Source organism: Streptomyces sp. NPDC051133, assembly GCF_040682635.1.
Lineage (GTDB): Bacteria > Actinomycetota > Actinomycetes > Streptomycetales > Streptomycetaceae > Streptomyces.
This window is the reverse complement of sequence record NZ_JBFBBK010000024.1, coordinates 89,945-114,996: the sequence shown is the minus strand read 5'-3', so window position 1 is coordinate 114,996 and position 25,052 is coordinate 89,945. Positions and strand designations below refer to the sequence as shown.

The window sequence follows — 25,052 nt, the reverse complement described above, 5'->3', positions numbered from 1 at the left end:
GGCTCTGCGTGGCACGGTCCTCACCTGAGCTTCGGGTCGAGGGCGTCGCGGACCGCGTCGCCGAGCATGATGAAGGCCAGGACCGTGACGGCCAGGGCGCCCGAGGGCCACAGGAGGGCGTGGGGGGCGTTGCGGATGTAGGGGGAGGCGGCCGAGATGTCGATGCCCCAGGAGACGCTGGGCGGTTTGAGGCCGACGCCGAGGTAGGACAGGGTCGCCTCCAGGGAGATGTAGGTGCCGAGGGCGATGGTCGCGACGACGATCACGGGCGCCACGGCGTTCGGGGCGATGTGACGGAGCAGGATGCGCATGTCGGAGGCGCCCAGGGCGCGGGCGGCCTGGACGTAGTCGTTCTGCTTGGCCGTGATGACGGAGCCGCGTGCGATGCGCGAGATCTGCGGCCAGCCCAGCAGCACCATGAAGCCGATGACCGGCCAGACGGTGTTGCTCGTCACCACCGACAGCAGCACCAGGCCGCCGAGGACGACGGGGATGGCGAAGAAGATGTCGGTGATCCGGGACAGCACCGAGTCCCAGAGCCCGCCGAACCAGCCCGCCAGGGCGCCCAGCACGGCACCGATGACGGCGACCCCGGCCGTGGCGCACACGCCCACCGTGACGGACGTACGGGCGCCGTACACCGTGCGCGTGTAGACGTTGCAGCCCTGGCCGTCGTACCCGAAGGGGGCGCCCGGCCCGGGGCCGTCCTGGGCCTTGGCGAGGTCGCACTTCAGGGGGCTGCCGGAGGCGATCGCCGAGGGCCACAGGGAGATGAAGACCAGGAAGACGATGACCAGGGCGGAGACGACGAAGACCGGGTTGCGGCGCAGGTCCCGCCAGGCGTCGGACCACAGGGAGCGGGGCCTGCCCGCCGGGCCGGTACCCTCCGGTCCCCCCGGCACCTTCTCCAGGGTGGCGGCCTCGCTCGCGCCCAGGTCCATGGTGCCGCCCATCCCGGTGCCGGCGATCGCGCGCTCGGGCTCGTACGGCTGATCAGGCATAGCGGATCCTCGGGTCGAGTACGGCGTACAGGAGGTCGACGAGGAGGTTGGCGACGAGGAAGACCAGCACGAGGACGGTCACGAAGCCGACGACCGTCTGGGTGTTCTGGCGCAGGATGCCCTGGTAGAGCTGGAAGCCGACGCCGTGGATGTTGAAGATCCGCTCGGTGGCGATCGCGCCGCCCATCAGGGCGCCGATGTCGGCGCCGATGAAGGTGACCACGGGGATCAGGGAGTTGCGCAGCAGGTGCCGGACGATCACCCGGCGCCGGGGCAGGCCCTTGGCGACCGCTGTACGGACGTAGTCGGACCGCTTGTTCTCCGCGATCGAGGTGCGGGTGAGGCGGGTGACGTAGGCGAGCGACACCGAGGCCAGCACCAGGCCGGGCACGATCAGCTCGTCGATGGTGCCGTAGCGGACGGAGGGGCTGATCCAGTGCCACCGGATGCCGAGCAGCAGCTGGAGCAGCAGACCGGTGACGAAGGTGGGGACGGAGATCACGACCAGGGTGAACAGCAGGACGGACGTGTCGACGGGGTGCCCCCGGCGCATGCCCGTGACGACTCCCAGCGTGATGCCGATGACGATCTCGAACAGGATGGCCACGACGGTCAGCCGGATGGTGACGGGGAAGGCCGTCGCCATCAGCTCGGTGACCGGCTGGCCGTTGAACGCCGTGCCGAAGTTTCCGGTGAAGACGTTCCCCATGTACGTCAGGTACTGCTGCCAGACCGGCTTGTCCAAGCCGAATTCCCGCTTGAGCTGGGCGGCGGTCGCCGGGTCGCACGCCCGCTCGCCGCACAGCCCGGCGATGGGGTCGCCCATCACGTTCACCATGAGGAAGATCAGCAGGGTGGAGCCGATGAACACCGGGATCATCTGGAGCAGTCGCCGGACGACATAGCGCCCCATGCGGATCAGCTGACCTTGATCTGGCTGTAGACGGGAACGCTGAAGGGGTTGAGGAAGACATGGGACAGCCGCTGCGAGTAGCCGGCGCTGCCGTTCTGGTACCACAGCGGGATGGCCGCCATGTTGTCGCGGACCACCTCCTCGGCCTTCTGGAAGGTGGAGACGGCCTTGCCGGTGTCGGTCTCCGCGTTGGCCCGGTCGACGAGCCGGTCGAAGTCCTTGTTCGTCCACTTGCCGTCGTTGGAGGAGGCGTTCGTGTAGTAGAGCGGCTGGAGGAAGTTCTGGATGAGCGGGTAGTCCATCTGCCAGCCCGCCCGGAAGGGGCCGGGCAGCCGGTGCTGCCCGATCTTGCTGCGGAAGTCGGCGAAGGTGCCGACGGGGTTGCCGACGCAGGCCTTGTCGTTGCCGAGTGCGTTGTTGATGGAGTTGCACACGGCGTCCACCCACTCCCGGTGCGAGCCGGTGTCCGCGTTGTAGGTGAGCCTGACCTGGCCGCCGGGGATGCCGCCGCCCTCCTGGATCAGCTTCCTGGCCTCGTCGGGGTGGTACTCGCAGGCCCTGCCGCACAGGCCCGCCTTGTAGCCGCCGGCCGCACCGAGCACCGGGGAGGTCCAGTCGGTGGCCGGCGTGCGGGTGTGCTTGAAGATGGTGTCGGTGATCTGCTTGCGGTTGATCGCCTCGGACAGGCCGGTGCGGACCTTCTGTGCGCCGGGTGTGTTCCAGGCCTTGTCGTAGTAGGGGAAGGCGAGGGTCTGGAGGATGCCGGCCGGGGTGTTGAGGTAGCGGTCGCCGAGGTCGCTCCTGACGTTCTTCAGCTGGGCGGCGGGGACGTCGTCGACGAGGTCGAGGTTGCCGGCCATCAGGTCGGTGTAGGCGGTGTTGCTGTCCGTGTAGACCCGGAGGTCGACCCCGCCGTTCTGCGCCTTGTCCGGGCCGGGGTAGCCGTCCCACTTCTTCAGGGACATCTGCGAGCCCTTCAGGTAGGACTCGATCGTGTAGGGGCCGTTGCCGATGGGTTTCTTCAGCCAGGCCGCGTGGTCGGTGAAGAAGGCGTGGGGCAGCGGGGCGAAGGCCGCGTAGCCGAGGGTGTCGGGGAAGCCGGAGAACTTCTGGTTGAGCCGGACGGTGAAGGTGTCGTCGTCCAGCACCCGCAGCCCCGACAGGGTGTCGGCGCTCTGCGTGCCGTGGTCGGGGTGGACCTTGTCGTATCCGTCGATGTAGCCGAAGAAGTAGGCGTTCTTCTGGTTGTTCCGCAGGCTCGCCCCGTAGTTCCAGGCGTCCACGAAGGAGCGGGCGGTCACCCGCTGGCCGTCGGAGAAGGTCCAGCCGCTCTTGAGCCTGACGGTGTAGTTCCGCGAGTCCGTGGTGACGATGGACCGGGCGAGCATGTTCTTGGCCTTGCCGGTCCTCGGGTCGTACTGCTTCAGGCCCCGGAAGATCATGTCGAGGACCTTGCCGCCCTGCACCTCGTTGGTGTTGGCGGGCTCCAGCGGGTTCTGCGGGTCGCTCCATGAGGCGCTGAGCACCGCGCGGCCGCTGCTCGTGCCCACGTCCCCGTACCCGCAGCCGGCGCCGGCGAGCATCAGCGACAGTGCGCCTGCGGCCCAGCGGGCGTGCCTGATTCCGCGCATGGCGTCCCTCCTCGTGATCACCCGACCATTACCGGTAAATATCGGCCCATACGACACATACCGCATGTGAGCCGTTCCCGTGAGGGGCCTTTAGGGGGACACGTCATCCGAATGCAGACACCCATGGGTGGACCCGGAGACGATCTTGGGCCGGAGGCGCAACACATCTCCGTGCAACGATGCCGAAACGTTGGATTGCGACGCGTCGATGTACGCATTTCGACACACGACCGTCCGCATATCGAACTTCTTGCCCGATTAGTCCAGTTAGTCCGATGTGAAGCACGGATTGATTACATCGCGCTACCCGCGTAGCTACGGAATGATCAAGTACAGGCAAAGAAGGTAAAGACAAGCCCAAGCCAGACCAGAATTTATTGACCTTGAATGAATTGCGTTGAAAAAGTCCGGCGTAGCCCGTAGGGGAGCGCCCTGCGGAGCCTTGACCCACAAGGCACGGAGCATCATGACCCCCGCAACCCCTTCCTCGGCCGCCCCACTCGAGGTGACCAAAGAAGACAGCGCCGCATCGGCGAAGCCCGGCAACCCCAAGGGCACTGAGAGCCGCTCACCGGGACGTCTGGCCTGGACCCGCTTCAAGCGGGACCGGACGGGTGTCATATCCGCCCTCGTGGTGATCTTCTTCTTCGTCGTCGGCATCGCCGCGCCGCTGATAGCCAAGGTGTACGGCAAGGACCCGTACACGACGTACGGCCAGAACGACCCGAGCCTGCTGAACGACTTCGGTTTCCCCGTGCAGCCCAACGGTGGCATGAGCGGTGACTTCTGGTTCGGCATCGACCCCCAGCTCGGCCGGGACGTCTTCACGTTCCTGCTCTACGGCATCCGCAACTCGTTGCTGATCGCCGCGGCGACCACCGTCCTGGTGGCCTTCTTCGGCGTGGTCATCGGTATCACCGCCGGCTACCTGGGCGGCAAGACGGACTACTTCGTCGGGCGGATCATCGACATCCTGCTGGCCTTCCCGCAGACGCTGTTCTTCATCGGCTTCTTCCCGGTGCTGCTCACGATCCTGGTCGCGCCCGACGAGGCGACGCCGACGTGGCTCATCGTCGTGTCCTTGATCACCGTCATGACGGCCTTCGGCTGGGCGCCCATCGCCCGACTGCTGCGCGGTGAGGTACTCGCCCTGCGTGAACGGGAGTTCGTGGAGGCCGCCAAGGTCACCGGCGCGTCCCCGGCGCGCATCATCTTCAAGGAACTGCTGCCCAACCTGTGGACGCCGATCCTCATCCAGGCGACGTTGGCACTTCCGATGTACGTGACGGTCGAGGCCGGTCTCGCCTTCCTCGGCGTCGGCCTGTCCGACCCGACCCCCGACTGGGGTGTCATGGTCCAGAACGCCTCCAAGTACTACCAGTCCGACATCACGTACATGCTCTTCCCGGGCCTGACGATGGTGATCTTCGTGATCGCCTTCAACCTCCTCGGCGACTCGGTGCGCGACGCGCTGGACCCCAAGGCCAGGCGCTGAACCTCCCGTTCGTTCCACCTTCCGGACCGGGCGACGGGGCCCGCCGGTGAAGCTCGTATCTCTCCTCGACCAGAGCAGGAAACCATGTCCCTTTCCCGCAGAAACTTCGTCATCGCCACGTCGGTCGCGGCCGGCGGCTCCATGGTCCTCTCCGCGTGCAGCAGCGGGGGTGGCGGGAACAGCGGCAGCGGCGGCCACGCCGGTACGACCAAGTACACCGGTTCCGTGACCGTGGGCACCAAGGAGGACTCGACCGGCGCCGCCCCCGAGATCCCTGGTGCGCGCAAGGGCGGCAACATCATCGGCATCGGTCCGGACGACTTCTCCCACCTGGACCCGCAGCGGATCTACTTCGCGTGGAACTCCACCGTCGCCAACCTCTATGTCCGCGCCCTGACCGGCTACAAGATCGACATGAACGGCTCCATGAAGCTGGTCGGTGACCTCGCCACCGACCCCGGCACCATGAGCGACGGCGGCAAGACCTGGACCTTCACCCTGAAGGACGGTCTGAAGTGGGATGACGGCAGCGAGCTGACCGTCGAGGACGTCCGCCACGGCATCGAGCGCGGCTTCGCCAGCTTCACCACCGAGGGCGCTCAGTACGTCCAGTCCGCGCTCGTCGGCTCCAGCGACTTCCGGTCCAAGTACAAGGGCCCGTTCAGCGGCAAGCACCTGGACTCGATCGTCACCGACAAGGCGAAGAAGACCATCACGCTGAAGCTGAAGGTGGCCCGCCCGGACCTCAACTTCACGCTCGCGATGCACTCCTACGGCGCCGTGCCGGTCGGCCACGACTCCAAGGAGAAGTACGACAAGGACCCGGTCTCGGCCGGTCCGTACAAGATCGCTCAGCACTCCCAGGACAAGTCCCTGAAGCTGGTGCGCAACCCGCACTGGGACCCGAAGACGGACTCGATCCGCAACGCCTACCCGGACAGCTTCACCTTCCAGTTCGGTACCGAGTCCCTGCCGGCCACCGACCGTCTGATCGCCGAGAGCGGCGACGACCAGTACGCGGTCATGGCGTACAGCGGTGTGCCCGCCGAGCGTCTGCAGAAGGTGCTGGGCGACGCTGAGCTGAAGAAGCGCACGATCAACGGCCTGCTCACCGGTCTGTACTACTACGCCATCAACTGCAAGCGCATCACGGACCCGAAGGTGCGTCAGGCGCTCAACTATGCATGGCCGCTGGAGCAGATCCGCCGCATCTACGGTGGCCCGTCCGCCGGTGACTACGCGACCTCCATCATCAGCCCCGACATCCTGGGCTACGAGCACCAGGACGTCTACGGCAAGCTGAAGAAGCCGCAGGGCGACGCGGAGAAGGCCAAGTCGCTGCTGAAGGAGGCCGGCAAGCTCGGCCAGAAGATCGTCTACACCTACCCCAAGGGCAGCAACGACGCCTACACCAAGACGGCGGTCGTCATCACCAACGCCCTGAAGGCCGCGGGCTTCGACCCGGTCGTCAAGCCGGTGGACTCCACCAGCTACTACGACCAGGTCCAGCAGATCGACAACAGCTTCGACGTGATGTGGTTCGGCTGGTCCCCGGACTGGCCGACCGGTTACACCGTCATGCAGCCGCTGTTCGACGGCGCGACCATCGCCAACGGCTCCAACAACGTCTCGCAGCTGAACGTCAGCTGGGTCAATGACGCGATCAAGGCGAACGCCGTCATCCCCGACCCGACGAAGGCCGCCAAGGCCTGGGAGGCGCTGGACAAGAAGATCATGACGGAGCTGGCGCCGATCATCCCCGAAACCTTCCAGCGCCGGTTCTACCTGCACGGCTCGAAGGTCGGCGGCGCGCTGTTCGACCCGCAGTTCTCGGCGTTCATCATGTACAAGCTGTACGTGAAGGCCTGACGCCCAAAGCCAGTCCAGGGGCGGGGCGCCGTACACCGGCGCCCCGCCCGTCCCCCTCCGCCCCCACCACGGCGTCGCCCAGGGAATCCCATCGCCATGTTCCGCTTCCTCGTCCGCCGGACACTCGGCGCAGCGGTGATCCTGCTGATCATCAGTGCCATCACCTTCTTCCTCTTCTATGTCGCTCCGCGTGACCCCGCACGGGTCGCCTGCGGCAAGGTCTGCACGCCACAGACTCTGGCGCTCGTAAAGCACAACCTGGGGATCGACGACCCGCTGCCCGTCCAGTACTGGCACTGGCTCGAAGGGGTCTTCGTGGGCCGCGACTACGCGTCCTACGGGCACTGCAACGCGCCCTGCCTCGGCTACTCGTTCATCAACCGGACGTCGGTCACGGGCATCATCCAGGACCGCTTCCCGACCACGATCGCCCTGGCCCTGGGCAGTGCGGTCGTCTTCTTCGTCTTCGGTGTCGGGACCGGCATGATCGCCGCCGTCAAGCAGGGCAAGGCGCTGGACAAGGTCGCTTCCTCGGCCTCGCTGATCGGTTCATCGCTGCAGATCTACATCGTCGGCATCATCGCGATGTTCTACCTCTCCGACGAGTGGGGCCTCCTGCCCCGCCCGAACGACAACTCCGGAATCACGGACGACCCCGGGGCCTGGTTCGGCGGCTTCGTGCTGCCGTGGTTCGTGCTGGCGATCATCTTCACCGCCAACTACACCCGTATGACCCGCTCCCAGCTGGTCGAGACACTGAGCGAGGACTACGTCCGCACGGCGCGGGCCAAGGGGCTCTCCCGCAAAACGGTGTTCTTCCGCTTCGCCTGGCGCGGCGCGATGGGCCCGATCGTGACGATCCTCGGTCTGGACCTCGGCTCGCTGCTCGGTGGTGCGGTCATCACGGAGCAGACCTTCGGTCTGCACGGCATCGGCGCCGTCTCGGTGAAGGCCGTGAAGGACATGGACCTGCCGATGCTGCTCGGTGTCACCTTGGTGGCCGCCGGCGCGATCGTCATCTTCAACATCATCGTCGATGTCGTGTACGCCCTCATCGACCCGCGCATCCGCCTCGCTTAAGGAGAGACAAGATGAGCACCCCCTTTCTCTCCGTCCGCGACCTGCGTGTGCACTTCTCCACCGAGGACGGCGTGGTCAAGGCCGTCGACGGGCTCTCCTTCGACCTGGAGAAGGGCAAGACGCTCGGCATCGTCGGTGAGTCCGGCTCCGGCAAGTCGGTGACCAACCTCGCGATCCTGGGCCTGCACAACCGTCAGCACACTGCCCAAGAGGGCGAGATCCTGCTCGAGGGCCAGGAGCTTCTCACCGCCTCCGAGCGGACCCTGGAGAAGCTGCGCGGCAACAAGATGTCCATGATCTTCCAGGACGCTCTGGCCTCCCTGTCGCCTTACCACAAGGTCGGCGTCCAGATCGCCGAGACGTACCGCAAGCACACCGGCGCCTCCAAGAAGGAAGCCCGGGCGCGCGCGATCGAGATGCTGCGCCGGGTCGGCATCCCGCAGCCCGACGTCCGTGTGGACGACTACCCGCACCAGTTCTCCGGCGGTATGCGCCAGCGCGCGATGATCGCCATGGCCCTGGTCTGCGACCCGGAGCTGCTGATCGCCGACGAGCCGACCACGGCCCTCGACGTGACCGTCCAGGCGCAGATCATGGACCTGCTGAAGGACCTCCAGCAGGAGTTCGGCACCGCCATCATCTTCATCACCCACGACCTGGGGGTGATCGCCGACATCGCCGACGACGTGCTGGTCATGTACGGCGGCCGATGCGTGGAGCGCGGCACCAAGGAAGAGGTGCTGCGCTCGCCCCAGCACCCCTACACCCTGGGCCTGCTGAACTCGATGCCGAGCCTGAACGGCCCGGTGGACGTGCCGCTGACGCCGATCCCCGGTTCGCCGCCCTCGCTGCTGAACCCGCCGTCCGGCTGCCGCTTCCACCCGCGCTGCGCGTTCGCGGAGAAGGTGGAGGGCGGGAAGTGCTCCAGTGACCGGCCGGTGCTCGAGCTGACCGAGAACCGTGGCTCGGCCTGCCACCTCACCGCGGAGCAGAAGCGGGAACTCTTCGCCGACCTCGCCGAAACCCGGCACCACTGACGGACAGGGACTTCACGACCATGAGCAACACGAACCCCCTCCTGGACGTCTCCGGACTGACCAAGCACTTCCCGATCAAGGGCGGCTTCCCGATCCGCCGTACGGTCGGCGCCGTGCAGGCGGTCGACGGGCTCGACTTCCAGGTGGCCGAGGGCGAGAGCCTGGGCCTCGTCGGCGAGTCGGGCTGCGGCAAGTCGACCACCGGCCGGCTGATCACCCGGCTGATGGAGCCGACCAGCGGCAAGATCACCTACCGCGGTCAGGACATCACGCACGCCGGCCGCAAGCAGCTCGCGCCGATCCGGTCCGAGATCCAGATGATCTTCCAGGACCCGTACGCCTCGCTGAACCCGCGGCAGACGGTCGGCAAGATCATCTCCGGTCCGATGGAGATCAACGGGATCCAGCCCGAGGGCGGCCGGGAGAACCGCGTCCGGGAACTCCTGGAGATCGTCGGCCTCAACCCCGAGCACTTCAACCGCTTCCCGCACGAGTTCTCCGGCGGCCAGCGCCAGCGCATCGGCGTGGCCCGCGCGCTCGCGCTGGAGCCGAAGCTGATCGTGGCCGACGAGCCGGTCTCCGCCCTGGACGTCTCCATCCAGGCACAGGTCGTGAACCTGCTGCAGAAGGTCCAGCGCGAGCTGGGCATCGCGTTCGTCTTCATCGCCCACGACCTCGCGATCGTGCGGCACTTCTCGCAGCGCGTCGCGGTCATGTACCTGGGCAAGATCGTCGAGATCGCGGACCGCGCGGACCTGTACGACAACCCGCGCCACCCGTACACGCGGGCCCTGCTGTCCGCGGTGCCCGAGGCGACCGTGGACGAGGAGCCGCGCGAGCGCATCCGGCTGGTCGGCGACGTCCCGTCCCCGATCAACCCGCCCTCCGGCTGCCGCTTCCGCACCCGCTGCTGGAAGGCGACCGAGAAGTGCGCGTCGGAGGCACCGCCGCTGGTGCAGGTGGAGGGCAACAAGCCCGGCCACCTCACGGCCTGCCACTATCCTGAGACGGCGGAGACGATCCCCGCTCAGCGTCTCGCGAAGGACCCCGAGGCGGCGGCCTGACACACCCCTTTCCGTCAGCCGCCCCCTCGCGGAACGGACTGTCACCGGCCCATTGACCCGAGCCCGCGAACGTCCGCTTCCAGGGAACGAAGGCCCGCACCTTCCCAAGTGCGGGCCTTCGCGCTGCGTCGGCGCCCCGGCGGGACACGAAGGGCAGATCCGTTCCACCCGGCGTGAATGCCCCTCACGCGTGGCCCGTGAGTCACGGGGGCACACCCAGCCATCCCGGAACGTATCTGCCAATTCCTGCTGCGTCCCCCACCTCACCGGCCGGTACGTGGCCCGACTGAGCTTCCTGAGCGAAGAGTTGAGAACCCCTCAAGAACTCCCCCGGAACCTGACACACCGTTCAGCAACGTGTGTCAGACTGCCGCGGTGGTAGACCAATCGTTCACCGATCTCTCGCTCGCCGCGCTGTACGACAGCCTCAACCCGTGGGGACCGGGTGACGATTTCTACCTCGGTCTGGTGAGAGGGGCCCGGGCCGTGCTGGACGTCGGCTGTGGCACGGGGCAGTTGCTGCGGCGGGCGCGGGCCGAGGGGCACGAGGGCCGGCTGATGGGGATCGATCCGGCCGCCGCGATGCTCGTCCAGGCCCGGCGGGCCGAGCCGGACATCGAGTGGGTGCTCGGTGACATGCGCACCCGGTCCTGGGGCGGAGAGTTCGACCTCGTCGTCATGACCGGGCACGCCTTCCAGGAACTGCTCGGCGACGAGGAGATCCGGGTCTTTCTGCGGGCGGTCCGGGCGGCCCTCGGGGACGGGGGACGGTTCGTGTTCGAGACGCGCAACCCGGCCGCCCGCGCCTGGGAGCGGTGGACCCCGGAGACGGTGCACGAGGTGACCGCAGCCGACGGAACGCCGGTGCGGGTGTGACACGAGGTCCAGGGCGGCGGCCCCATCGGGGACCGGGTGCGGTTCACGGAGACGTACGAGGGTGACGGCTGGCCGGCCCCACGGATCAGCCGCAGCGTTCTGCGCTTCCTGGACAACGCGACGCTGCGGGGTTTCCTCACCGACGCCGGCTTGGGCGTCGTGGCGCAGTACGGGGACTGGGGTCGGGGACCCCTCGCACCCGCGGGTCCGGAGATCATCACTGTAGCGGAGGCGGCTTAGACCGGTTTGTATCAGCACATGACGACGGCGAGACCCAGACATCCCAATGACTCCGGGGATTGCGCTCGCATCGGGGCTGAGACGGCGTAGCCGCATGGTCAGGAGAGGCCCGCTCAATGACTCAGCGACGCTACTCCCATGCGGTCGAACTCGTCCTGTCATGTCGTCGGTCAGCTGGGCCTGACGGGCAAAGTTGGTGTCGCCGAGACAGCCGTCGTGAGGTCGCTGCGGTGCTGAACGGGAGGTCGACGGATCGCTCGGCGGCCGCCCGAGAGAGGTGGCCGCGTCGCACAGGCCAGTGCGGCGATGAAGGCGTTTGCGTGAACGGCTGCAGGCCCCGCACCATCCGGGTCCGGCCATGCCGTGCCCACGTTGTGCCTGCGGCGCCGGATTGGAGGTCCCGTGTGCAGGTCCACAACCCAACAGGCGGGGCGGGCGGATTGCTCCTGGTGAACTGTGACCCACGAGCCACCGCCGCTAATCGCGGCTATCGCTCGCGCCGTGGCTGAATCGGCCTCTCCGAAGCTCAAGCCTTCCTCAATCTCGTTGCCGGTTGAACACGGAGAGCCATATGGTGGCCATGTTCACAACAAACGGGGATTCCCGCCGAAAGATCGGTTGACCATCGTGAAAATCTTCGGCAAGAAGGCGGTTACGAGTGGCGCTACGCTCGCCCTCGCCTTTACGTTGTTCGGACCCACGGCGCCGGCGAACGCCGGTGACGCCATATTCCACGTCCACAGCGCAGTAACGGGCAAGTGCCTCCAGTGGAATGGCGTGGGCAAGACCATCACACTCGAGAAGTGCGCCAATAAGATGTCGCAGTTCTGGGGTCAAGCAGGCGGGCAGATCGCAAGCTACGCCGACACTCACGGCGACTACTGTGTCAGTATAACCAAGAAGTTGGAGAAGCCTCCGGTGGGCGCGTACTGCTGGGACGCTCCTGGCACGAGGATGAACGATCACCTTTTCGGCCACAAGACCTACTTTGCAGCAGCGGCGCCCGGATTCCCTTCCTGCAACTTCAAGACCGTCAACAAGAAGGCGGTGTGCGGTAAGAGGACAAGCACCCTGAAGCCGATGCAGTGGCTCATCGGGCCTTGATATCCTGAAATGAAGAGAGATCCGGGCTTGCAAGCCCGGATCTCTCTTCATTTCAGATGCTGTGCGCGGCTATCAGATACGCGCCGGTCAGCGACTGTGCCTCAAAAGCGACTGTCCACCACAATTGCCTTGCCTACCAATAATCGACGCTTGGGGCTGACTGAAGCGCGTCGATGTACGCATCGCCTCGTAGAGGCATCGCGTCTTGCAAACAGTTCGGGCCACGCCGTTGGACTGTCGAGCGGACCACCTCCTGGCCATTTGGCTACCGCCGACTCAACCCTGATCCCGCAACCACCCCGGCCCGAGCAGGGTCCGGCAAGCACCGTAGGAGCAGCCCTGAAGCCCTCCTCATCCACGCCCTACTCCGTCCCCTCCTCCTCCAGCGCCGCCAGCGCCGGGTCCAGGATGATGTCCTCGTCACGGGCCTCGATGCTGGGCTCCTCCGGGAAGTGGCAGGCCGTCAGGTGCCCGGCGCGGTTGCCGCCGAGCTGGATCAGCGGCGGTTCCTCGGTGGCGCAGCGGTCCTGGGCCTTCCAGCAGCGGGTGCGGAAGCGGCAGCCGGAGGGCGGGGAGATGGGGGACGGCACGTCGCCGGCCAGGCGGATGCGCTCGCGCGGGGTGGCCTCCTCCTCCGTGAGGTTCACCTCGGGGACGGCCGACAGCAGGGCGTGCGTGTAGGGGTGGCGCGGACGGGTGTAGATGGACTCGCGGTCACCGACCTCGATGATCTTGCCGAGGTACATCACCGCCACGCGCTGCGAGAAGTGCCGGACCACCGCGAGGTCGTGGGCGATGAAGAGAAAGGCGATGCCCAGTTCCTTCTGCACCTGCTGGAGCAGGTTCACGACCTGTGCCTGGATGGAGACGTCCAGGGCGGAGACCGGCTCGTCGGCCACGATCAGCTTCGGCTCCAGCGCGAGCGCGCGGGCCACGCCGATGCGCTGGCGCTGGCCGCCGGAGAACTCGTGCGGGAAGCGGTTGAAGTGCTCGGGGTTGAGGCCGACGATCTCCAGGAGTTCCCGGACGCGCTTCTCCCGGCCGCCCTCGGGCTGGATCCCGTTGATCTCCATCGGACCCGAGATGATCTTGCCGACCGTCTGCCGCGGGTTCAGCGACGAGTAAGGGTCCTGGAAGATCATCTGGATCTCGGACCGGATGGGGGCGAGCTCCTTGCGGCTCGCCCGGCTGATGTCCCGCCCTTCGTACGTGATGGTGCCGCTCGTGGGCTCCATCAGCCGGGTGATCAGCCGGCCGGTGGTCGACTTGCCGCAGCCCGACTCGCCGACCAGGCCGAAGCTCTCGCCGGCGTGCACGGTCAGGTCGATGCCGTCCACGGCCTGGACGTGCCCGACCGTACGGCGGATCGGGAACCCGCCCTTGACCGGGAAGTGCTTGGTCAGCCCCGAGACCCGCAGCAGCGGCTCCGCGTCCACGGCGGTGTCGCCGCCGTGGGGGGCCGGAAGGACGATGTCCTCCGTCATGACGATGTCCTCCTAGCCCAGACGGGGCTTGATCTCTTCGATGAAGACGGTCCGCTTCTGGTCGGCGGTGAGATGACACGCCGACGCCCGGTCGGGGGCGAGCAGCGGCCGCTCGTTCACACACCGGCCCGTGCCCTCCACCCGGTCCTGATGGGTGCAGCGGGGGTGGAACCGGCAGCCGGACGGCGGGGTGAGCAGTGAGGGCGGGGAGCCGGGGATCGGGGACAGCTGGGCGCCGAGGTCGGAGTCCAGCCGCGGCATCGAGTTCAGCAGGCCCCAGGTGTACGGGTGCTGGGGCGAGCGCAGCACCTCCTCGGTCGTGCCCCGCTCCACCGCGCTGCCCGCGTACATCACCATGATGTCGTCGGCCATGTCGGCGATCACCCCCAGGTCGTGGGTGATGAAGATGATGCCCGATCCGAACTCCTGTTGCAGGTCCTTCAGCAGATCCAGGATCTGCGCCTGGACCGTGACGTCCAGGGCGGTGGTCGGCTCGTCGGCGATCAGCAGGTCGGGGTCGCAGACCAGCGCCATGGCGATCATCGCGCGCTGGCGCATACCGCCGGAGAACTGGTGCGGATAGTCCTTGGCCCGCTCCCGGGGGTTGGGGATGCCGACCTTGCCGAGCATCTCCACGGCCCGCTCCCAGGCCTGCTTCTTGGGGGCCCCGGTGTGCTTCATGTACGGCTCGGCGATCTGCCGGCCCACGGTGTAGTAGGGGGAGAGCGCGGTGAGCGGGTCCTGGAAGATCATGGCGACCTTGTTGCCGCGCAGCTTCTCCAGCTCCGACTCGCGGGCCGTGGTCAACTCCCGCCCGTCGAGCAGGATCTCGCCCTCGACGGTGGCGAACATGGGATTGTGCAGGCCGAGGATGGTCAGGTTGGTCACCGACTTGCCCGAGCCGGACTCCCCCACGATGCCGAGCGTCCTGCCGCGTTCCACGTCGAAGGAGAGCCCGTCCACGGCCCGTACGACGCCGTCCTCGGTCTTGAAACTGACGTGCAGGTCCCGTACCGAGAGCAGGGGACCGGTGCCGGCCGGGTTCGGGGCACCGGCCTCCTTGGTCAGAGTGGTCACGACAGTGCTCCTAGGACAGCCGCACACGCGGGTCGATGAAGGCGTAGGCGGCGTCGACGATGATGTTGAACAGCAGGATCATGGTGGCGGCGAACAGCATCACGCCGAGCAGCAGCGGAAGGTCGCTGAAGAAGACGGACTGCACGGCCAGTTGGCCGAGGCCCGGCAGACTGAAGGTGTACTCGGTGATGATGGCGCCGCCGAGCAGGGAGCCGAGGTCGATACCGAAGATGGTGACGATCGGGATGAGCGAGCCGCGCCAGGCGTAGCGGAAGAAGACGTACCGCCGGGACATTCCCTTGGCGCGGGCGGTGCGGACGTGCTCCTCCTGGAGCTGTTCGATCATCGAGGACCGGGCCATACGGGTGTACTGCGCGGCGAAGATCGTGGAGAGCACCACCCACGGGATGATCAGGCCGCCGAACCAGCTCGCCGGGTCGGCGGTGAACTCGTTGTAGGCGGGTTTGTCGAACCAGTGCGTCTGGTAGACCAGGATCGCCAGGGCCAGCGGGCCGAGGAAGTAGATCTGCAGCGAACTGATCACCATGGCGCCCGCGGTGGCCGACTTGTCGATCAGCGTGCCGCGCCGCCAGGCGGCGAGCAGTCCGGTGCCGAGGCCGACGAACAGGAAGCACACGGCCGCGCCCAGGGTGAGCGAGACGGTGGTGGGCAGGCGGTCCATCAGCGTGCCCCAGACCTGCTCGTTCGTGTGGTACGAGTAGCCGAAGCACGGGGCCGGGCACGGCCCTTGGGCGAACTGGTCGCTGCCCAGGAAGATGTTGTGCAGGAAGATCCAGTACTGCTCGGGGATGGACTTGTCCAGGCCGAGCACATGATGGATGTTCGCGATGCTGTCCGGGTTGCAGGTCTTGCCGCACATCAGCAGTGCCGGGTCCCGGGGCACCCCGAAGAACAGCAGGAACGTGACGATGCTCAGCAGGAACAGAATGACGACGGCACCGATGATCCGGCGGACGAGGAAGCGCAGCATGACAGGGCAGCTCTCAGACGTCGGCGGTCCGGGCGGTCCCCGGCGCGCCCGGACGGGGCGGGCGCGCCGGGGACCGGCAGGGGACGGTTACTTGATGTAGAGGCGACGCGGGTCGATGCCGCCGATCACGTCGTCGTAGACGAGGCCGCCGACCTTGGAACCGGCGATCTGGGTCTGCTTGTAGTAGCCGGTCGGGACCTCGTTCACCACCTTGGTGAGGAGGTACTTGTCGATCTTCTCCCACTCGGCCGCGGACTTGACCGGGTCGGTGATCTGGTTGATCCGGTCGATCTCGCTGTTCACGTGCGAGTCGTTGATCTGCGAGTAGTTCGCCGCGCCGTCGGCGATCTGCCGGCCGTCGTACAGCGGCGGGATGACGGTGGAGGCGGACGGCCAGTCGGCGCCCCACGCGGTGTGGAAGATGTCGTACGGGTTGTTCAGCTTGGAGACCTGGTCGTAGTAGGTCTCGGCCGGGATCTCCTGCCGCTGGACGTTGAAGCCGGCCTTCTTCAGGCCCGCCGCCATGGCGGTGGAGTACTGCTGGCCCTCGTTGGTGTTGATGTAGCCGAAGGTCAGCTTCATGTTGAGCTTGCCGGCCTTCTTCAGCAGCTCCCGGGCCTTGGCCGCGTCACCGGCGGGCGTCTTCTTCTTGCCGTACGGGTCGAAGGAGGGGTCGTAGCCGCTGACGGTCGGGCTGATCAGGCCGCCGGCGACCTCCATGGCGTCGGTGCCGCCGTAGGCGCGGACGAAGGGGGTGACCGGGAGGGCGTAGGCGATGGCCTGGCGGACCCGGATGTCCTTCAGCTCCGGCTTGCTCATGTTGATGTTCATCTGGCCGACGTACGGCTGGTAGCCAGAGACCGTGCGGGCCTTCATCTTCGGGTCGCGCAGCACCTGGGAGAGGTTGCCCGCGTCGACCTGGTTGTTGAAGCTGATGCCGGTCTGGTCCGGGCCGCTGTCGGCGAGCAGGGCCTTGGTGGAGGTCTCGAACTGCTGGTTGAACTGGAAGTTGAACTGGTCCACGTACTGGTGCCGGATCGGGTCCGTCTTCGGGTCCCAGTTGGGGTTCTTGACCAGCACCATCGACTTGCCGGACTTGAACGACTGGATCTTGTACGGGCCGGAGGCCACCGGGGCCTTGTCGTACCGCTGCTTGGTGTCGCCCTTCGCGGACACCACGGAGTAGCCGGCCATGGCGAGGGCGTACGGCAGGTCCGGATGCGCCTTCTTGAAGTGGAAGACGATCGTCTTCGCGTCGGGCGTCTCCAGGATGCTGTTCGGCAGGTGCTTGCCCTTGTAGGGGCCGTCCTTGAGCAGCTTGCGGTAGTCGGCGCCGGAGGTGTCGGCCAGCCACTGCTGGAGGTAGCTGGGGCCCTGCGTGATGAAGGGGGCGAAGAGCCGCTCGATGGACTGGCGGACGTCCTTCGACGTGATCGGAGTGCCGTCCGCGAACTTGATGCCGTCCTTGAGCGTGTACTTCCAGGTCTTGCCGCCGTCGGTGGTGGTGCCCGAGTCGGTGGCCAGGTCGCCGACGACCTCGTGCTGCTTGCCGTCGTTGCCGGTCGCTTTGTAGCCGGTGAGGCCGCGGTGGATCAGCTGCGCCAGCGACATCTGGTCGGAGACGTAGATCTGCGCCGGGTCGAGGTGCGCGTAGCTGTCGCGCTGGAGGACCTCCATGGTGCCGCCGGACTTGGCGCCGGGCACGTCGGCCGCCGGGCCCGTGGAGTCCGCGGCGTCACCGAACTTGATGGACGCCTGCTGGCTCTTGGCGTTCTCCTGGTCCTTCTTGCCGTCGGTGCCGCCGTCGCTGCCGCCCTTGCTGCAACCGGTGAGCACAAGAGCTCCGGCCGCGAGCACGGAGAGTGCGCCGTATGCGTGGCGTCCGCCCCTACTCATCACGAAGATTCCCACCCATCTGTGTGTCACCAGTGCGTTCTGTGTCTCACCAGTGCGAAAGGGACCGCTGCAAGTGCAGTGCGGTGCAGTGGAGTTGGTGCAAAGGAATGTGTGCGGAGGAAGTGGTGCAGTGAACGGTCAGCGCGCGGTCTTCGGATCGAACGCGTCCCTGACCGAGTCCCCGAGCAGGTTGAACGCGACGACGAAGATGATCATCGAAACGCCGGGGAAGAACATGTAGGTGATGTCGTTCTGCATCACCAGTTCGGTGGACGCCTTGGAGAACATCTGCCCCCAGTCCGGCGTCGGTTCGACGATGCCCACGCCGAGGAAGGACAGACCGGCCTCGGCCGTCACGAAGCCGGGCAGCAGATAGGTCGCCTGCACCAGCAGCGGAGTGACGATGTTGGGCAGCAGCTCCTTGCGGATGATCCGCCACGGCGAGGCGCCACTGACCTTGGCCGCCTCGATGAACTCCCTCTCGCGCAGGGCGAGTGCGGTACCGCGCAGGATGCGGCCGAGGCCCATCCAGCCCAGGAACCACTGGACGAGGATCAGCGCGATCACCCGCACATAGGTGGGTGTCTCGTCGCGCGGGCTGACGAACAGGGAGACCACGACCGGCATGCTCGCGATGAAGAACAGCTGGGCCGGGAAGGCGAGCAGGAAGTCGATGACCCGGCCGATGAAATAGTCGGTCTTTCCGCCCATGTAGCCGGCGGTGACGCCGAGCAGGATGCCGGTGACGACGACCGCGAGGGTGACGGCCACCGAGATCATCAGCGAGGTGCGGATGCCGTAGATGAGCTTGGTGAAGACGTCGTAGCCGTTGCCGGGTTCGAGGCCGAACCAGAACTGGCCGCTGATGCCCCCGTTGGGCTGTATCGGGACGCCGGCGCTGTCGAAGAGTTCCGGGCGCTCGTCCGCGTACACCGTGTACGGATTCTTGCCGTACACCTTGGAGATCAGCGGCGCGAGCAGTCCGATCAGAAAGAAGAAACCCACGACGTAGGCCGAGATCACGCCCGTGCGGTCGCGCTTGAAGCGCATCCACATCAGCTGGCCGGGGGACCGGCCTTCGAGCTTGACGGTCTCGCTCTTCGTCTCCGGCCCTGGTACGCCGTCGACGACGACCGAAGTCCCGCCGCCCTCAATATCGATAGGACTTGTCACGGTTCGTCCGTTTCAAGATATGAGTGACTCCACGCGTTCACCAACAAGAGAGGGTTTTCACCGTCCCTCCGACACCCCTGACGGAGGGACAGAAATCCCCTGGTGCTCGTGAGTCGGCGCACTGTCCCCACAGTGCGAGACCCATTGACCCGAGCGCTTCGCGGCTAACTATCTGCCATGGGTCGACCACCGACCACTGCCCGTAGATCTCAATTCAGTCACGGATCGCCGCCACATCTTCCAAAATCTGGACAAACAGTCCGACGGAAGAAGGCACGAAACGGACTTGTTACATGGCTATCGGGCAACGATCTCCGCATGCCGGACATAGGGCCCCCGAAAACAGGTTGCAAAAAGCCCGGGCACCCCCATGCTGGGGGTGCCCGGGCTCAACCGGTCCTGGGATCAGCCGTGCTTGGCGCGGCTCGCGGTGCGGGCTCGGTCGCGCTGGTCGAGCACGACCTTGCGGATGCGAACCGCCTCCGGAGTCACCTCGACGCACTCGTCGTCGCGGCAGAACTCCAGCGACTGCTCGAGCGACAGCTTGCGCGGCGGCACGATCGCCTCGAACGAGTCGGCCGACGACGACCGCATGTTCGTGAGCTTCTTCTCCTTGGTGATGTTCACGTCCATGTCGTCGGAGCGCGAGTTCTCGCCGACGATCATGCCCTCGTACACCTCGGTGCCGGGCTCGGTGAACAGCACGCCGCGCTCCTGAAGGTTCGTCATCGCGAACGCGGTGACGGCACCGGAGCGGTCGGCGACCAGCGAGCCGTTGTTCCGGGTCGTCAGCGTGCCGAACCACGGCTCGTGGCCCTCGTGGATGGAGTGGGCGATACCCGTGCCACGCGTGCCGGTCAGGAACTCGGTACGGAAGCCGATGAGGCCGCGGGAGGGAACGACGAACTCCATGCGGACCCAGCCCGAGCCGTGGTTGGACATGTTGTCCATCCGGCCCTTGCGGACGCCCATGAGCTGCGTGACGGCGCCCATGTGCTCCTCGGGCACGTCGATCGTCATGCGCTCGACCGGCTCGTAGACCTTGCCGTCGACCTCCTTCGTGACGACCTGGGGCTTGCCGATGGTCAGCTCGAAGCCCTCACGGCGCATCTGCTCGACCAGGATGGCCAGCGCCAGCTCACCGCGGCCCTGCACCTCCCAGGCGTCCGGACGCTCGGTGTCCAGGACGCGCAGCGAGACGTTACCGATCAGCTCGCGGTCCAGGCGGTCCTTGACCTGGCGGGCGGTGACCTTGCGGTCCTTGACCGCGGCCTTGTTGTCGGCGCCCTTGCCGGTGCCGCCGCGGCCGACCAGCGGCGAGGTGTTCGTACCGATGGTCATCGAGATGGCCGGCTCGTCCACCGTGATGAGCGGCAGCGCGATCGGGTTCTCGGGGTCGGCGAGGGTCTCACCGATCATGATCTCCGGGATACCGGCGACCGCGCAGATGTCACCCGGGCCGGCCTTCTCGGCAGGCTTGCGGGTGAGCGCCTCGGTCATCAGCAGCTCGGTGATGCGCACGTTGGACATCGTGCCGTCGCGCTTGATCCACGTGACGGTCTGGCCCTTGCGCAGCTCGCCCTGCTCGACCCGGAGCAGCGCGATACGGCCGAGGAAGTTGTCGGCGTCCAGGTTGGTGACGTGCGCCTGGAGCGGGGCCTCCTCGTCGTACTCGGGGGCCGGGACGTGCGACAGGATCGTGGAGAAGAACGGCTCGAGGTTGTCGCTGTCCTTCGGGACCGTGCCGTCCTCCGGCTTGGTCAGCGAGGCGACGCCGTCACGCGCGCACGCGTAGACGATCGGGAACTCGATCTGGTCCTCGTCGGCGTCGAGGTCGAGGAAGAGGTCGTAGGCCTCGTTGACGACCTCGTCGATGCGCGAGTCCGGGCGGTCCGTCTTGTTGATGCACAGGATGACGGGCAGGCGGGCCTGCAGCGCCTTGCGCAGCACGAAACGGGTCTGCGGGAGCGGACCCTCGGAGGCGTCCACCAGCAGCACGACGGCGTCCACCATCGACAGGCCGCGCTCGACCTCACCGCCGAAGTCGGCGTGGCCGGGGGTGTCGATGATGTTGATGGTGACGACGTCCCCCCCGTCCTTGGGGTGGTACTTCACCGCCGTGTTCTTGGCGAGGATCGTGATGCCCTTCTCACGCTCCAGGTCGTTCGAGTCCATCATGCGGTCGTCGAGCGACTCGGCGGCGTGCGCGGCGAAGGCGCCGGCCTGCTTGAGCATGGCGTCGACCAGAGTCGTCTTGCCGTGGTCGACGTGGGCGACGATGGCTACGTTGCGGATGTCGTGGCGCGTGGCCATAAAGCGGCGTTCTCCCGGAGTGTGAGGGCGACCCTGCTGCGTACCCCTGTGTTACGCGGGCCCTGCCGGGCTGGACACGCCACGGCCTCACCCCATGGTACGTGGCCCTGCGGGACTCGGCCTCCGCAGGGCCGTCCGGGTCACTTCGCCTTGGGAGCGGCGGGGATCCTGGCCCCCTTCTTGAGGAAGCCCATGTCCTCGTAGACGGGCGTCCGGAATCCGAACGCACCCACGTTGACCAGCGTCTTCCGTGCGCCCACCAGCTGGGGCCGCTGGTAGAGCGGAATGGATCCCGCCGACGCCCAGATCCTGGCGTCCGCCTTCCTGATCAGGTCCCGCGCCTCGCCGTCGTCCAGCGTGGAGGCCGCCTGGTCGAAGAGCTGGTCGACCTGGTCGGTCCCGACCCGCGTGTAGTTCTGCTCGACGTTCACCGAGCCGTCGGCCGCCGGCAGCGGCTTCGCGTAGATCGGCCGGGCGTCCGTCGCCGGGAAGGCCGACGACGGCCAGGAGTACAGCGCGAGGTCGTAGTCGCCGGAGGCGATGTGGTCCTTGAAGTAGCTGGCGTCCGGGACCTTGGTGATCGTCGTGCGGATACCGACCCGCTCCAGCATCGAGGAGATCCGGTCGGCGACCGTCTCCAGGGTCTCGGAGCCGGGCCCGGAGGGCAGCACGAAGCGGAGCGCGAGCGCCTTGCCGTCCTTGGCGAGCGGTCCGGCCGGCGCGCCGCCGGCCGGGGCGGCCGTGCCCTGCGGGGCGTAGGCGCCCTGCGCGCCGCCGTGCTTACCCTCCTGCGCCAGGTGCCGGTCGTCCTGCTCCCCGTGGTTCCCGCTCTTGTCGTCCTCGCCGACGATGTACTCCCCGTCGTCACCGCCGTCGGACTGCTTCTGCTTCGCCTTGCCGGACGCGCCGGCCTCGGGGCCGGCCGCCTTCTCGGCCTTCTTCTCCTCCTTGATCGGGCCGCCCGCCACCCAGCCGGCGTCGGTGAGCAGCGCCTGCGCCTCCTTGGTGTCCTGGCCGCCGAGGGCGCCGCTGTTGTCGGCGTAGTCGGCCTGCCCGGACAGGGCGAGGTGGCTGCCGACCGGGACGGCGGGCAGGCCCAGCGGGGTGAGCACCAGCTTGGCGAGTTCCTCGCGGTCCAGGGCGCGGGCGACGGCCCGGCGGACGCGTTCGTCCATGAGCGGGCCCTCGGAGCCGTTGAGGGCGAGCTGGGTGTAGGCGGGCTCCAGCGACTTGCGCACGGCGACGTCGCGCAGCGACTGCTGCTGGTCCAGGTACGTGCTGATCGCCTTGCTCAGCTTCTGCTTGCCGGCCTTCACGTCGTCGGAGTCGAAGCCGTGCGCGAGCGCCCAGGAGCGCAGCTTCTTCACGGAGGTCTTCCCGGCGCCCTGCAGCGGGGTCCCGGTGCCCTTCTCACGGGCGGCGAGGCCGATCCGCTGGGCGTCGGCGGCGTCGATGTCGGCCACGTCCACGTCGGCGTCGGCGAGCGCGGCGGCCCGCTTGTCGCGGGTCACGGCGTGCAGCACGATCTGGTTCAGCTTGGCGGGCTTGCCCCACCAGCGCGGGTTGCGGGTGAGGACGACGTCCTTCTCGACGGTGTCGACCTTGTCCACCTTGAAGGGTCCCGCGGTGACCGCCAGCTTGCGCCGGGCGCCGTCGTTGAAGGCGTCCGGGGTGCCCATGACGTCCTTCGGGTACAGCGGGGAGAACAGCGACTTCCAGTCGGCGTAGGGGCGCGAGAACGTGACGCGGACCTGGAGGTCGTTGGCGCCGCGCTCGATCTTCTCGATGCGGTCGTAGCCGGCGTTGCGGGCGGTCCAGTACGCGCTGTTCTTCCCCGACAGGGCGCGCCACTGGGCGACGAAGTCGGCGGCGCCGATCTCCCGGCCGTCGCTCCAGACGGCCTGCTGGTTCAGCTTGTACAGCACCACCTGGCGCGGCTCGGTCTCGATGACCTTGGCCGACTCCAGGTAGGCGGGATTGGCCTCCGGGCGGCCGCTCGCGTCGAGCCGGAACATCGACGGCAGCACGGCCTGGGCGACCCGGGTGGTGCCGGCGTCGGCATCGGCCTGGAAGGTGTTCAGGGTCTCCGGGAGGGCGTCCACGGCCCACTTCAGAGTGCCGCCGTCGGCGACCAGGTCGCGGGCGACCGGGGCGATGTCCTGCCCGGCCAGGGGCTTGCCCGCCTGGTCCTCCCCGTCGGATCCGCAGCCGGCGAGGAGCGGGACGGCCAGCGCGCCGGCGGTGAGAAGGGTGAGGAGGCTGCGCTGGACAGGCCGCGATGGGCCCCCTTCGGGGCGCTGGTGGACGCCGTCGTGGGACATCTCTGCTACCTCCGGAAAGCCGCGGGCCTTATGCTCACATTTGTCGGTATATGGAGCTGATCACTTTTGGCGGTATATGGAGCTGATCAGATCTATGCAGCCACTGAAGAGGAAAGGATCCGGCCACAGCGGGCGACACGGCGACGGCGGACAGTAAGCCCACCCGTGCGGCGCAACACACCCCGGGATGCATCCGTACGCCTCGGCCAATCGATGCACATCCCTTCACAGCGACAGGTGTGACGCGCAACACTCCAAGGCGCATGAACGTCGCCGCCCAGGGCCCGACGGACCCGCGGAAGTGAGGACACGTCATGTCCGTGCACGACGACATCACCTCGGTCCAGCGCTCTCTCGACGATCTGCACCGGTCGCTGGGACGCCTGGAGAACCAGCTCGGCAGCGGCGGCCTGGAGATGCGCCGGGTCCGGCTGGACGCCGACCACCTGCGCGAGAGCGTGGCGCTGCTGCGAGAGGCCGCCAGCACCCCGGCCGCGGCCCGTCGGCCCGACCTCGTCACCATCTCCGACACGCCCTACGACATCAGCCTGTGGACGGACTCGGACGACGAGGGCCTGGGCGCCCGCGACCGGCACGCACCCTGACCGCTGCCGGCTCGCCCCCCGACCCCTGAACCGACCGGAGTCATCCCTTGGCCACTGGTACGGAACCCCAACAGAACAGCGGCGGCGTGCGCACCGGTACGCGGGCCGAGATCGCCGCACCGCATCTGCGGACCGACCGCTGGTGGCTGGCGCCCGCCGTCACCGCGGCCGGTCTGCTGGCCTTCGTCGTCTACTCGACCTGGCGGGCCTTCGCAGGCGCGCACTACTACGCGGCGCCGTACGTGTCGCCGTTCTACTCGCCCTGCCTGGCGCAGAACTGCAAGACCATGCACGCCGGGCCGAACTGGGACCTGTTCGGGAGCTGGTGGGGCATCTCCCCCGCGGTCATCATCCTGATCTTCCCGCTCGGCTTCCGGCTGACCTGCTACTACTACCGCAAGGCGTACTACCGCAGCTTCTGGGCGTCCCCGCCCGCCTGCGCGGTGGCCGAACCCCACCGGACGTACAACGGCGAGACCCGCTTCCCGCTGATCCTGCAGAACGTCCACCGGTACTTCTTCTACGCCGCCCTGCTGGTGGCGTGCGTGCTCACCTACGACACGGTGCTGTCCTTCCGGGACCCGCACTACCGCTGGGGGCACATGGGCCTGGGCACCCTGGTGTTCCTGGCGAACATCGTGCTGATCTGGGCGTACACCGTGTCCTGCCACTCCTGCCGGCACATCGTCGGCGGCAAGCTCAAGCACTTCTCCAGGCACCCGGTGCGCTACAAGGCGTGGCAGTTCGTCGGCCGGCTCAACGCCCGGCACATGCAGCTGGCGTGGGCGTCGCTGCTGAGCGTGGCGCTCGCCGACTTCTACGTCTACCTGGTCGCGTCCGGGGTCTTCGACGATCCGCGCTTCTTCTAGAGATTCCAGTGAG

At 67.3% G+C, this 25,052-nt stretch carries 18 protein-coding genes and 2 pseudogenes; 10 read left to right on the top strand and 10 right to left on the bottom strand.

The window, feature by feature from the left end; translation table 11 throughout:
* Positions 1-20 precede the first annotated feature (20 nt).
* The 3 genes from AB0N17_RS24705 to AB0N17_RS24695 are packed head-to-tail and all read right to left on the bottom strand — an operon-like array spanning position 21 to position 3,545.
* Positions 21-1,001, bottom strand: coding sequence for an ABC transporter permease (locus tag AB0N17_RS24705; protein ID WP_366013631.1), 981 nt, complete (start codon positions 999-1,001; stop codon positions 21-23).
* Positions 994-1,914: an ABC transporter permease gene (locus AB0N17_RS24700; RefSeq protein ID WP_366013630.1), complete on the bottom strand. Its 921-nt coding sequence runs from the start codon at positions 1,912-1,914 to the stop codon at positions 994-996. The genes AB0N17_RS24705 and AB0N17_RS24700 overlap by 8 nt, the downstream gene beginning before the upstream one ends.
* 5 nt (positions 1,915-1,919) lie before the next feature.
* On the bottom strand, positions 1,920-3,545 hold the full coding sequence (locus tag AB0N17_RS24695) for an ABC transporter substrate-binding protein (RefSeq protein WP_366013629.1): 1,626 nt from the start codon (positions 3,543-3,545) through the stop codon (positions 1,920-1,922).
* A gap of 466 nt (positions 3,546-4,011) precedes the next feature.
* Here AB0N17_RS24695 and AB0N17_RS24690 point away from each other — a divergent pair, with 466 nt between their 5' ends.
* The 8 genes and pseudogenes from AB0N17_RS24690 to AB0N17_RS24655 all read left to right on the top strand — a co-directional run.
* Positions 4,012-5,040 carry an ABC transporter permease gene (locus tag AB0N17_RS24690; RefSeq protein WP_366013628.1) on the top strand — a complete coding sequence of 343 codons (1,029 nt, stop codon included), beginning with the start codon at positions 4,012-4,014 and terminating at the stop codon, positions 5,038-5,040.
* A gap of 84 nt (positions 5,041-5,124) precedes the next feature.
* Positions 5,125-6,909 carry an ABC transporter substrate-binding protein gene (locus AB0N17_RS24685; RefSeq protein WP_366013627.1) on the top strand — a complete coding sequence of 595 codons (1,785 nt, stop codon included), beginning with the start codon at positions 5,125-5,127 and terminating at the stop codon, positions 6,907-6,909.
* Positions 6,910-7,005: 96 nt separating this feature from the next.
* Complete coding sequence (locus tag AB0N17_RS24680) at positions 7,006-7,989, top strand: ABC transporter permease (RefSeq protein WP_366013626.1); 984 nt, start codon at positions 7,006-7,008, stop codon at positions 7,987-7,989.
* An 11-nt stretch (positions 7,990-8,000) separates the two neighbouring features.
* Positions 8,001-9,026 carry an ABC transporter ATP-binding protein gene (locus AB0N17_RS24675; protein WP_366013625.1) on the top strand — a complete coding sequence of 342 codons (1,026 nt, stop codon included), beginning with the start codon at positions 8,001-8,003 and terminating at the stop codon, positions 9,024-9,026.
* 20 nt (positions 9,027-9,046) lie between these two features.
* On the top strand, positions 9,047-10,090 hold the full coding sequence (locus AB0N17_RS24670; protein ID WP_366013624.1) for a dipeptide ABC transporter ATP-binding protein: 1,044 nt from the start codon (positions 9,047-9,049) through the stop codon (positions 10,088-10,090).
* 375 nt (positions 10,091-10,465) lie between these two features.
* Positions 10,466-11,206: pseudogene (locus AB0N17_RS24665) on the top strand (methyltransferase domain-containing protein).
* 501 nt (positions 11,207-11,707) lie between these two features.
* A complete protein-coding gene (locus AB0N17_RS24660) occupies positions 11,708-12,310 on the top strand; it encodes a hypothetical protein (RefSeq protein ID WP_366013623.1) in 603 nt (200 codons plus the stop codon).
* A 163-nt stretch (positions 12,311-12,473) separates the two neighbouring features.
* Positions 12,474-12,594: pseudogene (locus tag AB0N17_RS24655) on the top strand (IS5/IS1182 family transposase); the annotation flags it as partial.
* A gap of 78 nt (positions 12,595-12,672) precedes the next feature.
* On the opposite strand, the gene AB0N17_RS24650 reads toward AB0N17_RS24655, so the two are convergent.
* The 7 genes from AB0N17_RS24650 to AB0N17_RS24620 form a co-directional block, all read right to left on the bottom strand.
* Positions 12,673-13,794, bottom strand: coding sequence for a dipeptide ABC transporter ATP-binding protein (locus AB0N17_RS24650; RefSeq protein ID WP_366013622.1), 1,122 nt, complete (start codon positions 13,792-13,794; stop codon positions 12,673-12,675).
* Positions 13,795-13,806: 12 nt separating this feature from the next.
* A complete protein-coding gene (locus AB0N17_RS24645; RefSeq protein WP_366013621.1) occupies positions 13,807-14,871 on the bottom strand; it encodes an ABC transporter ATP-binding protein in 1,065 nt (354 codons plus the stop codon).
* A 10-nt stretch (positions 14,872-14,881) separates the two neighbouring features.
* Positions 14,882-15,862 (bottom strand): ABC transporter permease, encoded by a 981-nt coding sequence (locus tag AB0N17_RS24640; protein WP_366013620.1) that lies wholly within the window; start codon positions 15,860-15,862, stop codon positions 14,882-14,884.
* A gap of 87 nt (positions 15,863-15,949) precedes the next feature.
* Complete coding sequence (locus AB0N17_RS24635; protein ID WP_366013618.1) at positions 15,950-17,758, bottom strand: ABC transporter substrate-binding protein; 1,809 nt, start codon at positions 17,756-17,758, stop codon at positions 15,950-15,952.
* A 138-nt stretch (positions 17,759-17,896) separates the two neighbouring features.
* Positions 17,897-18,931, bottom strand: a complete 1,035-nt coding sequence (locus AB0N17_RS24630; RefSeq protein ID WP_366013617.1) for an ABC transporter permease — start codon at positions 18,929-18,931, stop codon at positions 17,897-17,899.
* A gap of 405 nt (positions 18,932-19,336) precedes the next feature.
* Positions 19,337-21,244 (bottom strand): translational GTPase TypA, encoded by a 1,908-nt coding sequence (gene typA, locus AB0N17_RS24625; RefSeq protein WP_366013616.1) that lies wholly within the window; start codon positions 21,242-21,244, stop codon positions 19,337-19,339.
* Positions 21,245-21,384: 140 nt separating this feature from the next.
* Positions 21,385-23,565 (bottom strand): ABC transporter family substrate-binding protein, encoded by a 2,181-nt coding sequence (locus tag AB0N17_RS24620; protein ID WP_366013615.1) that lies wholly within the window; start codon positions 23,563-23,565, stop codon positions 21,385-21,387.
* A gap of 314 nt (positions 23,566-23,879) precedes the next feature.
* On the opposite strand from AB0N17_RS24620, the gene AB0N17_RS24615 reads away from it, so the two are divergent.
* Entirely contained in the window at positions 23,880-24,170 is a 291-nt protein-coding gene (locus AB0N17_RS24615) for a hypothetical protein (protein ID WP_366013614.1), read from the top strand.
* Between the two features lie 47 nt (positions 24,171-24,217).
* Positions 24,218-25,039: a hypothetical protein gene (locus AB0N17_RS24610; RefSeq protein WP_366013613.1), complete on the top strand. Its 822-nt coding sequence runs from the start codon at positions 24,218-24,220 to the stop codon at positions 25,037-25,039.
* Positions 25,040-25,052: the final 13 nt, after the last annotated feature.

Coding starts and splice junctions, on each gene's coding strand:
- AB0N17_RS24705 (WP_366013631.1), bottom strand. CDS start 1,001: ATGCCTGATCAGCCGTACGAGCCCGAGCGCGCGATCGCCGGCACCGGG.
- AB0N17_RS24700 (WP_366013630.1), bottom strand. CDS start 1,914: ATGGGGCGCTATGTCGTCCGGCGACTGCTCCAGATGATCCCGGTGTTC.
- AB0N17_RS24695 (WP_366013629.1), bottom strand. CDS start 3,545: ATGCGCGGAATCAGGCACGCCCGCTGGGCCGCAGGCGCACTGTCGCTG.
- AB0N17_RS24690 (WP_366013628.1), top strand. CDS start 4,012: ATGACCCCCGCAACCCCTTCCTCGGCCGCCCCACTCGAGGTGACCAAA.
- AB0N17_RS24685 (WP_366013627.1), top strand. CDS start 5,125: ATGTCCCTTTCCCGCAGAAACTTCGTCATCGCCACGTCGGTCGCGGCC.
- AB0N17_RS24680 (WP_366013626.1), top strand. CDS start 7,006: ATGTTCCGCTTCCTCGTCCGCCGGACACTCGGCGCAGCGGTGATCCTG.
- AB0N17_RS24675 (WP_366013625.1), top strand. CDS start 8,001: ATGAGCACCCCCTTTCTCTCCGTCCGCGACCTGCGTGTGCACTTCTCC.
- AB0N17_RS24670 (WP_366013624.1), top strand. CDS start 9,047: ATGAGCAACACGAACCCCCTCCTGGACGTCTCCGGACTGACCAAGCAC.
- AB0N17_RS24650 (WP_366013622.1), bottom strand. CDS start 13,794: ATGACGGAGGACATCGTCCTTCCGGCCCCCCACGGCGGCGACACCGCC.
- AB0N17_RS24640 (WP_366013620.1), bottom strand. CDS start 15,862: ATGCTGCGCTTCCTCGTCCGCCGGATCATCGGTGCCGTCGTCATTCTG.
- AB0N17_RS24635 (WP_366013618.1), bottom strand. CDS start 17,758: ATGAGTAGGGGCGGACGCCACGCATACGGCGCACTCTCCGTGCTCGCG.
- typA (WP_366013616.1), bottom strand. CDS start 21,244: ATGGCCACGCGCCACGACATCCGCAACGTAGCCATCGTCGCCCACGTC.
- AB0N17_RS24620 (WP_366013615.1), bottom strand. CDS start 23,565: ATGTCCCACGACGGCGTCCACCAGCGCCCCGAAGGGGGCCCATCGCGG.
- AB0N17_RS24615 (WP_366013614.1), top strand. CDS start 23,880: ATGTCCGTGCACGACGACATCACCTCGGTCCAGCGCTCTCTCGACGAT.